The 15,644-nt window shown below is 44.9% G+C and carries 16 protein-coding genes; 13 read left to right on the top strand and 3 right to left on the bottom strand.

Translation table 11 applies throughout. The annotated features are described in order from the left end of the window. Positions 1-635: VanZ family protein (locus tag Q7J27_01915; protein MDO9527895.1), on the bottom strand; the 635-nt coding region annotated here is incomplete at its 3' end. Positions 636-727: 92 nt separating this feature from the next. On the opposite strand from Q7J27_01915, the gene Q7J27_01910 reads away from it, so the two are divergent. The 13 genes from Q7J27_01910 (at position 728) to Q7J27_01850 (ending at position 13,969) form a co-directional block, all read left to right on the top strand. Next, on the top strand, positions 728-1,531 hold the full coding sequence (locus tag Q7J27_01910; GenBank protein ID MDO9527894.1) for a CheR family methyltransferase: 804 nt from the start codon (positions 728-730) through the stop codon (positions 1,529-1,531). A 144-nt stretch (positions 1,532-1,675) separates the two neighbouring features. After that, positions 1,676-3,685 carry an acetate--CoA ligase family protein gene (locus tag Q7J27_01905; protein MDO9527893.1) on the top strand — a complete coding sequence of 670 codons (2,010 nt, stop codon included), beginning with the start codon at positions 1,676-1,678 and terminating at the stop codon, positions 3,683-3,685. Positions 3,686-3,972: 287 nt separating this feature from the next. Beyond that, positions 3,973-4,398, top strand: a complete 426-nt coding sequence (locus Q7J27_01900; protein MDO9527892.1) for a thioesterase family protein — start codon at positions 3,973-3,975, stop codon at positions 4,396-4,398. Between the two features lie 238 nt (positions 4,399-4,636). Beyond that, positions 4,637-7,138 carry a DNA gyrase subunit A gene (gene gyrA, locus Q7J27_01895; protein MDO9527891.1) on the top strand — a complete coding sequence of 834 codons (2,502 nt, stop codon included), beginning with the start codon at positions 4,637-4,639 and terminating at the stop codon, positions 7,136-7,138. 48 nt (positions 7,139-7,186) lie between these two features. Then, positions 7,187-7,603: an archease gene (locus tag Q7J27_01890; GenBank protein MDO9527890.1), complete on the top strand. Its 417-nt coding sequence runs from the start codon at positions 7,187-7,189 to the stop codon at positions 7,601-7,603. Further along, positions 7,596-9,038, top strand: a complete 1,443-nt coding sequence (locus tag Q7J27_01885; GenBank protein ID MDO9527889.1) for an RtcB family protein — start codon at positions 7,596-7,598, stop codon at positions 9,036-9,038. Before Q7J27_01890 ends, Q7J27_01885 begins: the two co-directional genes overlap by 8 nt. Positions 9,039-9,047: 9 nt before the next feature. Beyond that, the gene (locus Q7J27_01880) at positions 9,048-9,629 is read left to right on the top strand and encodes a hypothetical protein (GenBank protein ID MDO9527888.1); all 582 of its coding nucleotides are present in this window, start codon (positions 9,048-9,050) and stop codon (positions 9,627-9,629) included. A 13-nt stretch (positions 9,630-9,642) separates the two neighbouring features. Next, positions 9,643-9,807: an RtcB family protein gene (locus Q7J27_01875; GenBank protein ID MDO9527887.1), complete on the top strand. Its 165-nt coding sequence runs from the start codon at positions 9,643-9,645 to the stop codon at positions 9,805-9,807. 110 nt (positions 9,808-9,917) lie between these two features. Continuing rightward, positions 9,918-10,169 carry a type II toxin-antitoxin system prevent-host-death family antitoxin gene (locus Q7J27_01870; protein ID MDO9527886.1) on the top strand — a complete coding sequence of 84 codons (252 nt, stop codon included), beginning with the start codon at positions 9,918-9,920 and terminating at the stop codon, positions 10,167-10,169. Beyond that, the gene (locus Q7J27_01865) at positions 10,166-10,420 is read left to right on the top strand and encodes a Txe/YoeB family addiction module toxin (GenBank protein ID MDO9527885.1); all 255 of its coding nucleotides are present in this window, start codon (positions 10,166-10,168) and stop codon (positions 10,418-10,420) included. The genes Q7J27_01870 and Q7J27_01865 overlap by 4 nt, the downstream gene beginning before the upstream one ends. A gap of 137 nt (positions 10,421-10,557) precedes the next feature. Then, complete coding sequence (locus tag Q7J27_01860) at positions 10,558-11,424, top strand: lytic murein transglycosylase (GenBank protein MDO9527884.1); 867 nt, start codon at positions 10,558-10,560, stop codon at positions 11,422-11,424. 85 nt (positions 11,425-11,509) lie between these two features. Continuing rightward, the gene (locus tag Q7J27_01855; GenBank protein ID MDO9527883.1) at positions 11,510-12,184 is read left to right on the top strand and encodes a DUF554 domain-containing protein; all 675 of its coding nucleotides are present in this window, start codon (positions 11,510-11,512) and stop codon (positions 12,182-12,184) included. 258 nt (positions 12,185-12,442) lie between these two features. Next, on the top strand, positions 12,443-13,969 hold the full coding sequence (locus Q7J27_01850) for an IS1380 family transposase (GenBank protein ID MDO9527882.1): 1,527 nt from the start codon (positions 12,443-12,445) through the stop codon (positions 13,967-13,969). Positions 13,970-14,269: 300 nt separating this feature from the next. On the opposite strand, the gene Q7J27_01845 is transcribed toward Q7J27_01850, so the two are convergent. Together Q7J27_01845 and Q7J27_01840 are read right to left on the bottom strand one after the other, a co-directional pair. Further along, entirely contained in the window at positions 14,270-14,947 is a 678-nt protein-coding gene (locus Q7J27_01845) for a hemerythrin family protein (protein ID MDO9527881.1), read from the bottom strand. Between the two features lie 264 nt (positions 14,948-15,211). Continuing rightward, positions 15,212-15,610 (bottom strand): hypothetical protein, encoded by a 399-nt coding sequence (locus Q7J27_01840; GenBank protein MDO9527880.1) that lies wholly within the window; start codon positions 15,608-15,610, stop codon positions 15,212-15,214. Between the last annotated feature and the right edge of the window lie 34 nt (positions 15,611-15,644).

Genomic DNA, 15,644 nt, shown 5'->3' with positions numbered 1-15,644 from the left:
TTAACTTTAAATAACATATAGCAGCTAACTGCGGCACTTAAAATGCCAAGAAGAACAACAAAAAGTGATCCTCGCATCTTCTTTAATTGATTTATCCAGTTCCAATTCTTCTGGTCTTCCCTCAGACCTATAAGGCTTAGTATTCCGATGAAACTTGAAGAAGAGTTAATAATCATATCCTGCCAGCCATAAAAACGAAGAGGGTGTATTCCCTGGAAAATTTCATCTAATACCCCGAGGAAAGATGAGCAGAGAAATACCAGCAGAAAGATACCAGCACCCTTGTAATCAATTCGAATCGCTTCAAACAAAAGCCAGGTCATAAGCACGTATTCAGGTATATGTATATGTTTATTAGGATTGGGCTCAAGGTATATAATAAGGCAGGAAATAATAGCACATGGTATTAAAAGGGACATTTTTTTAAAGGGAAGCTTAACTTTTATCGAGTAGAAAATATAAGCTGCTCCCGCCACAAGAAGTATTAGACGGGGCACAAATTCGGCAAATTCGGGAGACCATCTAAGTGCTATAACGTTACATGCAACAATGGCATAGGGAAGGGATAAGGTATATATAGCAACTGATAACCATAAAATAATCCTCAGGTTTTTTATTTTAAGATTTGTGTTCATTCGTGGAGTGTTCTGTTATGATTTTTGTGTTAAAGTAGAGTCTGTTTCACCCTTAAATGATAGCAGTTTACTTAATATCATAACGTTATCTTATGGATGATCATCAGTTTAGTCAACTACTTGATCGATTTAATCTTTCCTGGAAGGGCTACCGTAAGGTAAGAAAAGGGGTAAAGAAGCGTGCAGCCCGGCATATGCAGCGGCTTGGCTGTCGAAACCTGGAGGAATATTTTTATATTCTGGACAATAATCCGGAAGCCTTAAAAGAGGCTGAGCTCCTGATAACGGTTTCGATAAGCCGTTTTTTTCGTGATCGTCGATTATGGATGGTTCTGGAAGAGGAAATTGTCCCGGATGTTATAAAACGGAACAGCAAGAAAATTAATGTCTGGTCGGCTGGTTGCGCTCAGGGACAGGAGGTCTACAGTTTTAAAATATTGTGGAATAAACTCAAAAGCAGGTTTGATAGACTGCCACAACTTCAACTGTGGGCCACTGATATTAACCCTGATTACCTGAATAAAGCAATGGAGGGGACTTATATCGGAAGCACCTTGAAAGGGGTTCCAGAAGAGATCAAAAACACTTATTTCCGTACCTCTAAGGATAAGGCGCTCTATTTTATAGCTGATTATTTGAAAAAGGATATTAAATGGGAAGCTTATGATCTGGTAAAACGACCGCCCCCTGAAGAAAAATTTCAGACCATTTTTTTAAGAAACAATCTTCTTACCTATTATCGACAGGAGATAAAGGAACCTGCCTTTCTTAAGGTAATAAGTAGTCTGGACAAGGGTGGATTTCTGATAATTGGAACCCATGAAAAGCTGCCCGTTCAGGATCGCACCCTTTCACAATTCAAGGGGTATCCCTATATTTTTCAGCTCAGCGATTAGTGCGGGATGAACCAGGAATCAAAGTGTGTGATTTATAATTGACACATGCCGGACATTTTCCTATTATACCGTTATTGAAGATCAGCTCTTATCACTCAAAGTGTGATAAATATAACGAAAACTTTTACCTTGAAGGAGGGTCCCATGGTTCAAAACGGTTTGCAGGCGTTTTTTCATCCGGAGAGTATTGCCGTGATTGGTGCTTCGGATAGTCCCGCTAAAATAGGGAATATAATCCTTAAAAATCTCCGGGACGGCGGATTTCCGGGAGTGCTCTATCCCATCAACCCTAAGAGCGAGCGCATCCTGGATTTGCCGTGTTTTAAAAACGTCAAGGATATTCCCGATCCGGTTGATATGGCAATGGTAATCGTCCCTGCACGTTTCGTTCCCCAGACCATCAAAGATTGTGGCGAAAAAGGGGTTAAAGCAGCAGTTGTTATTACAGGAGGTTTCAGCGAGGCCGGACCGGAAGGAGAAAAACTCCAGGAAGAGATGGCAAAAGTGGCCCGTGATTACGGGGTGCGCCTGATTGGACCCAATTGCCAGGGGGTTAATAATCCGTATGAACCGATGTGTGCGTCGTGGCCGCTTCTCACATTTAAGGGTGGTGTCGCGGTGGTCGCTCAGAGCGGCACGGTGGGCGCCGCCATGATGGATTGGTTTTCCGTCGAAGAGCTGGGTGTTTCAAGCTTTGTAAGTATGGGGAACCGGGCCGATGTGGATGAGACCGACTTGATTGAATACTTTGAAAACGACCCCAATACCAAAGTTATTGCCGCATACCTGGAAGGGGTCAAAGATCCAATACGTTTTCAAAAAGTCATACAGTCTTTGACGAAACCTCTGGTAATTCTGAAATCGGGAAGGACACCCGGTGGAAAGGTGGCTGCGGAGTCACATACCAAATCTCTTGCTGGTGCTGATACCACCTATGACTCCCTTTTTCAGAAATACGGTGTGTGCCGCGCCCAGAGCATGGAAGAGTTTTATGACTTTGCCAAAGCCTTTGCCTACCTGAAGCCCCCAAAAGGCAACCGCATTCTTTTTATAACTACATCCGGTGGAGCGGCCATCCTCGCCACCGATGCTGCAGAAAAGGAAGGGCTTGTGGTATCGCCTCTTCCTTCGGAGCTGGCCGAAAAACTGGAAGGGGTCGTCCCGCCTCATGCTATTCGCAGCAATCCTCTGGATCTCACGGGGGATGCCAATGCCGAGATGTTCCGGCAGGTAATCGAGTTATCACGTCCTTACTACGACACCTTAGGGGTAATCTTTGGAGATCCCGTCGAGGGTTCCTGCGATGTGGTGAAACCGGGGCTGAATGAACTGGTTATCTACCTTGGCGGTGCCGAGGTGGAACGGGAGGAAAGATTGGTAATGCATCGGAGAGGAGTTCCGGTCTTTCAGACTCCTGAACGAGGCATCCGGGCACTTTCTCAGGTAATCCCTAAAAAACTCAAAGTCAAGCCGGCCGTGACCACCTTTCCCAAGGCATCAGGAAAGAAGGTGCTTAGCTTTTACGAATCCATGCAGTTCTTAGAGTCCGAGGGATTTCAATGTACTACGAACCGTTTTGCCGAAAGTGCTGAAGAAGCCGCGCACGTCGCACACAAGATTGGTTTTCCCGTAGCGCTGAAGGTTGATTCACAAGACCTTTTGCACAAGACCGATGTGGGGGGAGTAAGGCTTAATCTGCAATCCGATGAGGAAGTTAAAACGGCATATTCTGAAATGATCAGTCAAATCAAAGCCCAGCATCCTGAAGCTCGGATCAGCGGTGCGACGGTCAGTGCTATGGCATCCCCTGGATTAGAGGTGATCATAGGTATGAACCGGGATGAACAGTTCGGCCCTGTTATCATCTTTGGCCTTGGCGGGGTAACGGTAGAACTATTTAGGGATGTGTCACTGCGTTTACTGCCGCTCAGTTCTGAGGATGCCTTTGAAATGCTCCATGAGATTAAAGGAGCATCTTTGCTTACTGGATTTCGAGGGAAACCGCCTGTCGATGAAAGTGCCCTTGTGGAAGGGCTTCTCAAGCTTGCCCGTATTGCCGAAGAACATGAGGATATCATGGAAATCGATTTAAATCCCGTATTTGCTTATGCCGATGGGATGGTGGTGGTGGATGCCCGGGTTCTCAAAGCCTGATATAAACAGCGATAAAAAGTCGAACTGAACAGCGAGCGCATTATTCTTCGAATTACTTCGTTCCCCGCTGCTTGCGGCGGGGTTAGCGAGCGAATAAAAAATAAAATTTTCCTTAACAGTCGGAGATTCCCCGCAACTTGTTGCGGGGAGCTTCAAAATTCCCACTAAAAATTGACTGTTGCAAATCAGGAATTATCCGGAATTCAGCATTTAAAAGGTGTTTTTTGATAAAGCACTTTAAAATGAATTTTTTGTAATATCTTAAATAAAAAAAGAAGGAGGAAAAAATGGAGAATTCTTTAAAAGAGGGTATGGATTTTGAGTTTAAGTACAAGGTGCCGGAAGATAAAACAGTTCCTTTTCTGTTTCCTGAATTTTCTGAAGGAAAAATAATGCCGAAGGTTTTTGCATCCGGTTTTTTGATTGGCTTGTTTGAGTTTGCATGCATTAAGTTTATTAATGAGCATATTGACTGGCCCAATGAGCAGACAGTCGGAATTGGTTTTGATATCAAACACACGGCGGCAACCCCGGCCGGTTTTACAATTACAGTAAAAGGGGTTTTAGAAGAAATAAAGGGGAAAATGTTAAAGTTTTCCGTGAGTGCTGATGATGGAGTTGATAAAATATCAAAAGGAACCCATGACAGATTTATAATTAATGCTAAAGGGTTTAACGGGCAGGTTGAGGAAAAAGCCGGAAAACTTTCATGATAAAAAAGTAGAAATATAAAAAAACAACTTTTTATGTTTGCTTGCTAACCCCGCTATGTACTGCGGGGTTAGTGATCTCTGTGCATTTTCAAAGACTGCTCTGTCAGGCGCGAGATGCCCGACCCCTGCCCCGGGGTCACGACGGGTGTCCTCGCCTGTCTGCAAGAGTAAAAATGGATGCAGCTTGGTATAATTACGTGGTACAATTGGAAACAGTAACGAGGAGGATTGATTTATAATGGATCAGCTTTATCAGCGGACCGTCCCGGTCAATATAGAAGATGAAATGAAAAAGTCCTATATGGACTATGCGATGAGCGTTATTATCGGGCGTGCTATTCCTGACGTGCGTGACGGCCTTAAACCGGTTCACCGCAGAGTTCTCTATGCCATGTCGGAGCTCGGAAACCGGTGGAACAGACCGTACAAAAAATCGGCAAGGATCGTGGGTGATATTATTGGTAAGTATCACCCGCACGGAGATTCGGCGGTCTACGATACCATCGTCCGAATGGCCCAGGATTTTTCCATGCGGCACTTATTAGTTGACGGTCAGGGAAATTTTGGTTCTATTGATGGCGATTCAGCGGCAGCAATGAGGTATACGGAGATCCGCATGTCAAGAATAGCCGAGGAGATTCTCGCTGATTTGGATAAGGAAACCGTTCGTTTTACACCTAACTATGATGATTCTCTCGAAGAACCCACAGTTCTTCCCTCGAAGATACCCACCTTGCTTCTAAACGGGACATCAGGGATTGCCGTTGGTGTTGCCACGAATATACCACCGCACAACCTTGGTGAAGTGGTAGACGGAACCATTGCCCTGATTCGTGATCCCGATATTCAAGTAGAGGGGCTTATGAGATTTATTCAAGGCCCCGATTTTCCTACCGCAGGGTTTATCAACGGAAGGGAGGGTTTCATTTCCGCCTATAAGACGGGGAGAGGAATCATCAGGTTGCGGGCGCGGGTCCTTGTTGAAAAGAATGCAAGGAGTGACCGGGAAAGTATTGTCATTACGGAACTTCCGTACATGGTTAACAAGGCGAAACTCATTGAAAAAATATCAGATCTGGTTAAAGAGAAAAAAGTGAGTGGGATTTCCGATCTGAGGGATGAATCGGATAGAGAAGGAATGAGAGTAGTCATTGATTTAAAGAGAGATGAAGTGGCAGGCGTTATTCTCAATCAGCTGTACAAACACACTCAGCTCCAAACCTCCTTCGGGATTATAATGCTTGCTATAGATAATGGTCAGCCTGCAGTTTTGAATCTCAAGGAAGTCCTGGAGAGATTTGTAGAATTCAGACAAGAAATCATCACCAAAAGAACAGTATTCGAATTGAAGAAGGCCAATGAGAGGTTGCATATTCTTCAGGGGCTTATCATTGCCCTGAATAACATTGATGATGTTATTGCAATCATCAAGGCGTCGAGCACGCCTAAAGAAGCCGCAGAGAAACTTTCGGAAGAGTTTGGTCTGAGCGATATTCAGGTGAAGGCAATCCTGGAGATGAGGTTACAGAGATTGACTAACCTGGAACAGAGCAAGATTGCCGAAGAACATGATGAAATTTCGGTATTGGTTTCAAAGTTAAAAGGGATACTGGAAGACCCGCAGAAAATCCTGAATATTATTATTGAGGAACTGGAAGATATAAAGAAAAAGTATGGAGATGAAAGAAGAACGGAAATTGTTTTAGCCAGTGAAGATATTGATATTGAGGATTTAATCGTGGAAGAAGATATGGTGGTGACAATATCTCATCATGGTTACGTCAAAAGAAATCCCGCAACTCTCTACAGGATCCAGCGTAGAGGGGGCAAGGGTAAGGTTGGTATGGGCACGAAAGAAGATGATTTTGTGGAGCGTATATTTGTTGCCTCCACACACAGCTATGTTTTGTGCTTTACTAATACGGGAAGGGTTCACTGGCTCAAGGTGCACCAGATCCCGCAGGCGGGGCGAGCGGCCAAAGGGAAGGCCATTGTTAATTTGATAGGCTTATCAAGCCAGGAGAGAGTAGAAGCGGTGCTTTCCGTAAAGGAATTTGTTGAAGGGAAATTTGTATTTTTTGCAACGAAGAAGGGGGTCGCGAAAAAAACGGATCTTCTTGCCTATTCTCATCCGAGAGTGGGCGGCATTATTGCTATTAGCCTGGATGAGGGAGATGAGCTGATCGCCGTGAAACTGACGGATGGCACCCAGGATGTATTTTTTGGCACAAAACAGGGGAAGGCGATACGGTTCAAAGAGTCGGACGTCAGAAGCAGTGGGAGAACGGCGCGAGGTGTCACCGGGATAAGAATGAACAAAGAAGATGAAATTGTCGGCATGGAGATTCTCGGTAACGGGAATTCGATTGTAACGATTTCGGAACATGGTTTCGGCAAAAGGACGGAAGTCACCGAGTACAGAACCCAGACCAGAGGAGGTAAGGGAATCATTAATCTGAAGACGGTTCCAAGGGTCGGATGTGTGTCGGGAATCAGGCAGGTCGTTGGAAACGAGGATGTGATATTGATCAGTGATGCGGGAAAGATCATACGGATGAAGGTTGATGAAATTTCTCTATTACACAGGAGCACTCAGGGGGTTAAGTTAATCGGACTCGATCTGGGAGAAAAGCTGATCGGACTCGCCAGAGCGGAGAGGGAAGAAAATGATGTGGAGGAAGAGATGGAAGAGGACACCAATGGGATAGAGGCGGATAAAGAGACCGTGGGTCCTGATTAGAAAGGACTTTTTCCTTGGGTTCCTTCCCTTGGCGGGAGAGTTCCGTTGATGAAAAGATATAAGGTTTTTGACCATACAGCAGATCTGGGGTTAGAGATATACGGCAAGGATGAAAGGGAACTTTTTTCTAATGCCGCATTTGCCATCTTTGATCTTACTGTTGACCTTCATGATGTAAATGCCTCAGAGGTTCGGAGGGTTTCTGTCAGGGGCAGTGACCGGGAGGACCTCTTCGTTAACTATCTTCGGGAAATTCTTTACATGTTGAACGGGGAGGGGATGTTACTGAAAGATTTTTCCATTCGTGAGATTAGCAGCCGCCATCTTGTGGGAGAAGTGAGGGGAGAGGCTTTTAATCCGGAAAGACACAGTATTAAGACGGAGATTAAGGCCGTTACCTACCATCAGGTAGAAGTCGAAAAAAATAAGGAAGGATGGAAAGCAAGGGTGATATTCGATGTCTGAGATCAGGATCGAAAAAGTTGACGAATTTCGCTGGATAATCCCTTCGGTTGGCGGAATGCGTGTGCCCGGAATGATCTATTCCAGCGAGAAGCTCATAAAGGAGATGGGTGCGGATCAGAGCCCGAAACAGGTTGCCAATGTTGCCCACCTTCCCGGTATTGTCAAATATTCACTTGCCATGCCCGATATGCACTGGGGTTACGGCTTCCCTATAGGGGGAGTTGCCGCATTCGATATAAATGAAGGCATCATCTCTCCCGGTGGCGTCGGGTATGATATAAACTGCGGGGTTCGCCTGATGACCACGAAGCTCAATTTCGATGACATCAAGGGTCGTTTGTCTGGTCTCGTTTCGGCCCTTTTTCGGGATATCCCTTCCGGTGTCGGATCTAAGGGCGACCTCAAGCTGAGCATAAAAGAGGAAAAGAAAGTCCTCCAAAAAGGGGCCGGGTGGGCTGTGAATCAGGGGTATGGTTTTCCCGAAGATCTGGAAAGTACCGAGGATGGCGGAAAGATAGATGGCGCTGATCCGGAAAGAGTGAGCGACAGGGCGCTGGAAAGAGGGAAACAACAGCTTGGCACACTCGGTTCGGGGAACCATTTTCTTGAAATAGAGATTGTAGAAGAGATTTTTGATGAAAAAGTCGCGTCTGCCTTCGGGTTGGAGAAGGATCAGGTTTGTGTGTTCATACATAGCGGATCACGTGGCTTTGGACATCAGGTCTGCGATGATTACCTGGCCAGGATGGTGAAGAATCTGGGAAAGTTGGGCATGCCGCTGCCGGACAGACAGTTGGCCTGTGCCTATCTTGATTCAGATGAGGGGAGAGGTTATCTGGCTGCCATGGCCTGTGCGGCGAACTATGCCTGGGCAAACAGGCAGATGTTGATGCACTGGACACGAGAGACGTTTGAGAGAACACTTCGGATGAGTCCAGCAGATATCGGCATGAGACTGGTCTACGATGTATGCCATAATATTGCAAAGATTGAAGAATTTCCCGTAGATGGAAAGAATGTAAAGTTATGTGTCCACCGGAAAGGGGCTACCAGGGCATTCCCTCCGGGGCATCCCGCACTTCCTGAAAAATATCGCGGGGTAGGACAGCCGGTACTGATACCCGGTGATATGGGTAGGGGCTCGTATGTCCTGGTGGGAACGGACAAAGCTTTTGAGGAGACCTTTGGAAGTACCTGCCATGGTGCGGGTAGAGTGATGAGCCGGAGCAGGGCGACAAAGGTGAGCAAGGGAAGGTCTATCGGGAAGGAGATGGCAGAAAAGGGCATTATTGTCATCGCTTCAGGGAAGGGAACGCTTCAGGAAGAGATGCCCGAGGCGTACAAAGATATCGATGAAGTAGTTGATATAGTCCATCAGTCCGGACTTTCCAGGAAGGTGGCCAGACTGAGAACGGTCGGGTGCATTAAGGGGTAAATTTGAGTCATGATAAAAGTATACTGCGAAGTCATTATTGAGGGGTCCCTGGATATTATCAAAGGTTTTGTGCTTGGATATCTCGAAGGGAGCGGGATTCAAGGAGAGGCAATATTCGGTGAAGAACATCATGTGGAAAATGAAAGCAAGTTTGGACAGCTCATGCGCCTGCTTCATGTGAGAGGAGAACAAGTTCATCTTATTGTTGGTGCAGGGATACATAATTTCCTGAAGAAAGCTATCGACAGGCGTATCGATGAGCTGAAGGTAAAGATTGTATCGGTAAGGGAGATTACCGATGCCCATTTTGACTTTTCATACAAGGCATTTAATAGGGAACTTGGAGAAAAGTTAAAGGAAAAGTTCAGGGATCTACCTGAGGGACTGAGTATGGGAGCCGGCTATAATCCTGAAGAGAAAATTCATCCCGAGGCTAAGGGCGTAAAAGCTTACGCTCCACTCCATGAATACGAACTCAAGGCAGAGGGTAAAATCCATGGTCCAATAAAAACAGTTGTTGATTTTTATGGAGACGTCGAACACAACTCTATGGTCGAATTGGGTGATATAAAACTGGAATATAAACACTAACTGAAGAACCGATATAGGGGAAAGGGGCATTATTGTCATCGCCTCAGGGAAAGGGACGCTTCAGGAAGAGATGCCCGAGGCGTACAAAGATATCGAAGAAGTCGTTGAAGTAGTCCATCAGTCCGGACTTTCCAGGAAGGTGGCGAGACTAAGAACGGTCGGGTGCATTAAAGGATAATATTTAACCTTTATAAAAGAGAATCAAAAAGTAATTTGGCGTGAAATTTTTGTCTTGACGCAACCTGATCTGTTATGTACAGTATTTTGTACATGTACAGGAGATATCTAATGAAAGCTATTACATATACCGCCGCACGGAAAAATCTTGCAAAAACGATAGAAAACGTCTGTAAAGATCATGCTCCGGTTATTGTTACACGTAAGACAACCGATTCCGTGGTCATAATTTCTCTTGAGGACTATGAGGCTCTCGAGGAAACTGCTTACCTGTTGCGCTCTCCGAAAAACACCAGGCGCCTGATTGAATCGATCGTCCAGCTCGAAGAGGGCCAAGGATCAGAAAGAGAGCTTTTATATTGAAGCTCATATTCTCCGATCATGCGTGGGAGGATTACCTGTATTGGCAAAAAACTGACAAGAAAATCCTCCAGCGGATCAACACGCTCATCGAAGAGATCAAACGCAATCCATTTGAAGGAATCGGCAAACCCGAACCGCTCAAACACGCACTTTCAGGATACTGGTCGCGTCGCATCAACAAAGAACACAGAATCGTTTACAAAGTTTCATCCGATGCCATCCATATAGCTCAGCTCCGCTACCATTATTGATATCATTTTGCAACCCAACACCCCGATAACCAGACGGGCGTTTTATAATCCGTAAATTCATGGATATTCCCGGAATTTTTCATATGTGTGTTTTGTCCAACATAATAATGTGTCCAACAGGAATTTCGTTTTCAGGTATGAAATTGAAAAAGCTGATTTGCGTTTTAGTTTGTTTTCTGGGGATAACTCTGATTTTTGAGGGAAGCCATGCCTTATCTTATGGGAGTTCTCTCAGCGGGCAAGATAAAGACTATCTCATAGGGCTCTTTCAAGAAACGGGCTTTGATAAGGACTATCTGAAAGAGGTCTTTTCTGACCCGAGGCTGAAATACATGCCGGGGATAACCAGGCGGAATGTGATCAACAGAGAAGATGCCGTCAATTATGAGCAATTTCTAAGCCCCGTTGCAATCGGTATGGCCAGAAAATTTGCGAGAAGATGGAGGACGAGGCTTGCCAATGCGAGCAGAGATTTCGGGGTGGACAAAGAGATAATAGTGGCGATCCTGCTCGTTGAAACGAGCCTCGGTGGATGTCTTGGAGATGACAATATAATGTCGGTATATGCATCGATTATACTTGATAATCATGGGATGCGGCGAAAAGATATGGAAAAAACTTTTGGGAGGGCCTCTTCAGGGAGTAAAAACCTGAAGCGCCTTCATAATAAAGCAAGGTGGGCCAGGGGGGAGATTGCGGCTCTTCTTAAAATGAAAAGGGACATGGATATAAATATATATGAGCTCCGGGGAAGCTATGCCGGCGCGTTTGGGATACCGCAGTTTCTGCCGACGAGTTATATCAGATGGGGCCATGACGGGGACAGCAGCGAAACCGTAGATCTCTTCTACATCCCCGATGCGATCGTCTCCGTTGTAAGCTATCTGAAAGGGCACGGCTGGAAAAAGGGCCTTCACAATAAAGAAAACGAAAGGGTGCTAAGAAGATACAATAACAGTTCCGTGTATGTTAAAACTGTTTTAGAAATTGCAAAGAAGTTGTGATATTGATTTACTGTGTGCAATTTATGGGAATAAAAAAAGATGATCCAAGATAAGACTTGCCCCCTTTTTTCATAAGGAAACCAAAGTGATCGGAACAATTGTCAATAGTGGAACTATTATCGCCGGCAGCATGATTGGTGTTGCCGGAGGAAAGTATCTTTCAGGACGGATCAGGTCGATAATCATGAATGCTCTCGGGCTTTCCGTTATCGTCGTCGGGCTACAGATGGCTCTAACCGGGGAGAACCTTATCGCAGCTATCGGATGCGTGGTACTCGGTGCAATTACCGGCGAACTGTTAAGAATAGAAACGTGGATTGAAAAACTCGGTGAATTGCTTAAACGGAAATTTCGATCAGATTCGTCTACGTTTGTTGAGGGGTTCGTGACAGCATCAGTCCTGTATCTGACCGGTGTGCTGGTCATAATCGGCCCGATTCAAGATGGAACAGTGGGAGATGCGAGTACTCTCTATATCAAGGCGCTTCTCGACGGCTTTGCGTCTATGGCCTTTGCGTCGACTCTCGGTATTGGTGTCGCTTTTTCAGCCCTCCCGGTCTTCATCGTTCAGGGGGCGATCACTCTTCTCGCTTCGTCCCTTCTCTTTCTCAATGACCCCCATGTATTAAACGCGTTAACTGCCACCGGTGGCATTCTTATCTTCGGAATCGGCGTTAACATTATGAATATCAAAAAGATACCTATCGGAAATTTTATTCCGGCGATTATTTACGCGATCGTCTGGGCAATGATGCAGTAAAGTAAATTGTATATCTTGTTATTTGATAGATAGCAGTTATGTTGTCAGTATAGTTATGTTGTGAGTATAAGTCCCATATAATTCCATTTCCTTCCGAAAGATTAAAAAAATCCTTTTAATTCTTCTAATTCTCTTTTATTTTTTTGCTTCCCCCTGATTCACCATCAAAAAAAGTAAAAAACCTCGTTGATCCTGAGTAATCAGGGTGATAGAGTATGTTAGCAAAACAAAAACTATCATCAACGAGGTGTAAGCATTATGGCACAAGGCATTCTTCCTTTCAAGTATGAAACTGAAAAAAACACAACAGGAATGACAGCTCTGGCAGGTTTGCCGGTATATCTGGATTTGATTAAAGTGTTAGGTCTGAGCAAATCGATCCAAAAGCATTTAAAAATACGAGAAAACGGACAGGGCTGGACAGACAGTCAGGTTGTTCTATCTCTTGTACTGCTCAATCTTGCAGGTGGAGATTGTGTTGATGATATAAAGAAACTTGAGACAGACGACGGATTTTGTGAAGTGCTGAAAAAAGCTGAAATGCATGGATTGAAGCGAAAAGTAAAAAGAGCATTATTACGTCGCTGGCGTAAAGAGAAAACACGTACAGTTCCCTCTCCGTCATCAATCTTTCGTTATCTGGCAAAATTTCATAATATAGAGCAGGAAGAACTAAGGCAACCGGGCAGGGCTTTTATTCCTGCACCAAACGGGCATTTGCAAGGCTTTGCCGGGATTAATAAAGATCTGGCAGCATTTTTAAGTTTTCAAAATACTGAAAGTACAGCGACCCTGGATATGGATGCCACACTTATATCCACAAATAAGATAGACGCACTATTCAGTTACAAAGGAGACAAGGCATATCAGCCTTTGAATACATGGTGGTTTGAACAGGGAATCATTTTGCATACAGAATTTAGAGACGGCAATGTGCCGGCAGGTTTTCAACAACTCCGGGTATTCAAGGAGGCCCTGGACTGTTTACCGGAGCAGGTAAAGACCGTCAGATTACGTTCAGACACAGCCGGTTATCAGCACAAATTATTGAGATATTGTGCGACCGGAGAAAACCGTCGCTTTGGAGTGATAGCCTTTGCCATAGGTTGTGATGTGACACAAGAGTTTAAGAAAGCTGTTGCGCAGGTTGAGGAGTCGGAATGGAAGCCGATATATAAAACTGCATACGGCGAGAAGTACGCAACCGGAACGGAATGGGCGGAAGTCTGCTATGTTCCCAGTGCGATTGGTCACAGCAAGAAAGGCCCTGCATATAGATATCTCGCAAAGCGGGAAGCCTTGGCCAAGCAGGAGGAACTGCCGGGTATGGACTCTCAGATAAAGCTTCCATTTCCGACGATGGATATTAAAAGCCAAAGTTACAAGGTGTTTGGTATGGTTACAAATATGGATTGGGAAGGTGAAAGACTAATACACTGGCTGCATGAAAGATGCGGTAAAAGCGAAGAAGTTCATGCAGTAATGAAAGATGATCTGGCCGGAGGCAAATTGCCGTCAGACGATTTTGGTGAAAACGCTGCGTGGTGGTGGATAATGATATTGGCGCTTAATTTGAATGCGATAATTAAGAGGCTGGCGATGGGAGTTTCCTGTGTATCAAAGAGAATGAAAGCCATTCGGTTTTTCTTTATTAATCTTCCGGGACGTGTGGTAACACGTTCCCGCAATTTAATAATCCGGTTAACCAAAAACAATCCGGCGATGGAGTTGTTGATTAATGCCCGCGAGAAAATTGCAATGCTTCAGCCTGTTCCTGCTGGATAAGCTGAAAAGTAAGAAAAAAGAAAGCAAAATTGTCTATCAAGGGAGAGGTACGCTTAAAAATGGCCAATCAGCAATGATTCCATAAGGCTACCGTAATATCCGGAGATTTTTCTGAAATTTCCGAAAAAATGCTCCTTCAGATAAGCCAAATATCCATATCTTTTTTTAGGCGGTGGATTTGGGTCTCTTATCCTCCTTTCATTTTGTTGTAATACGACGAACAATGAAAAGCTGAGTGGCTGGGCAACGATAACCGAAAAATTATGATAAAAGTAAAAACTAACGGTCAAATACTGCCTTTCAAAAAGCGGAACGGTAATTTCGGGAGATAGAGCGTGACTTTCTTTTTATAAAGCGGCCAAGGTGCGTATCAAGCTTCAATGTATGATTGACCAACCAATCCACAACAAGAAGCTGAACTCGTAAGAGGATAAAGTACCTGTTGCTATCATCAAGTTCACGGATTTCCTGTTTGAGACTATTAAAATACTCTGAAAATTTAGCGTGTTGCCATTTCTGAAAATCAGTAAAATGATATTTGTATTCTTCCATTAAATTCTCTTCGTCGTGAAAATGGCTGATCACATATGTATCAAGAAACGTGATGGCTTCGTTTACTTCTTCTATTTCACGATTCGTACGGAGAGCATCCAACAGTTTGTTGCACTGAGAAAAGAGCGCGTGATGCTGGTCATCAATCTCAGGTACTCCAAACTTAAAATCTTCATCCCATTTAACTGCATGAGCTAATTCACCAGTGCTTTCATGTACACCAGTTCGGATGAATGCCTTACACCGGTCCAAATAAATTTGAGCGGGCATGTCTAAGGGATTATGCTTGAGGCATTTCTGTAACATTTTTTGGGAAACATCAATATTTTTTAAATGGTAGTTGGCCAGAGCCTCCTCAAACATCCTTTTAGTGGCCGCTTTTCCCTCCTTAATTTGAATTGGATCTTTTTCAAAAACTTCATACACCGATTGAGGTTGTGCTTTGCCTTTGGGATAAGAATTTCCTTTTTCATGTTGGGAGTATAGGGGGGCTATTTTTGCTTGTCAAGGGGTATTTTGCATCGTGTTGCATCGAAAAACAGGGGCTGGCGATGCGATTTTAGGAGGAAGGTGGATCGGCGGCCGCTCTTTTGGGAAATGGTCTCACTTTTTTGTCGAGTCACCCGGCAAGAGGGCATTTATGAGCACAATCCAGGCAAACCTCTCCTGCACGCCTTTTTTGATGAGGCGTTATGCATGAATATAGGCATCCCAGGAGTATTCGGGGTCGCCGTATATGGTATCAGCGTGTGTTTGAAGTTGGAGATCGCAAGCGGCGTATTCCCGAATTGACGGGGCGTGAGCTTTTGGCGGCGGCCTGGCTCTTGCCAGCCATAACCCCAGGTGTTCGAGAATGGCGCGGATCACCGATGGATCCTCGATGCTGCCGATGACCCGCATGGCGCCCTGACACTTCGGGCAGATGAGGGGATCGACTTCGTATATTTTCTGAATCAATCGCGCCCAGTTCCGCCGGAAGGTTTTTTCATCCCCCTGTGATTCGAGAATGCAGGGGACGGCATCGTCAATGCCTTCCTTCTGCCTTTTGCCCCGGGAGACGTTGCTGTAGTATCCGTAATAACGCACCATCTGTTCTCCCCGGTTCGGGATGTGCGAACACATG

The organism is Syntrophales bacterium, from assembly GCA_030655775.1.
Taxonomy (GTDB): Bacteria; Desulfobacterota; Syntrophia; order Syntrophales; family JADFWA01; genus JAUSPI01.
The sequence above is the reverse complement of the archived record's forward strand: the minus strand, read 5'-3'. Positions and strand labels throughout refer to the sequence as shown.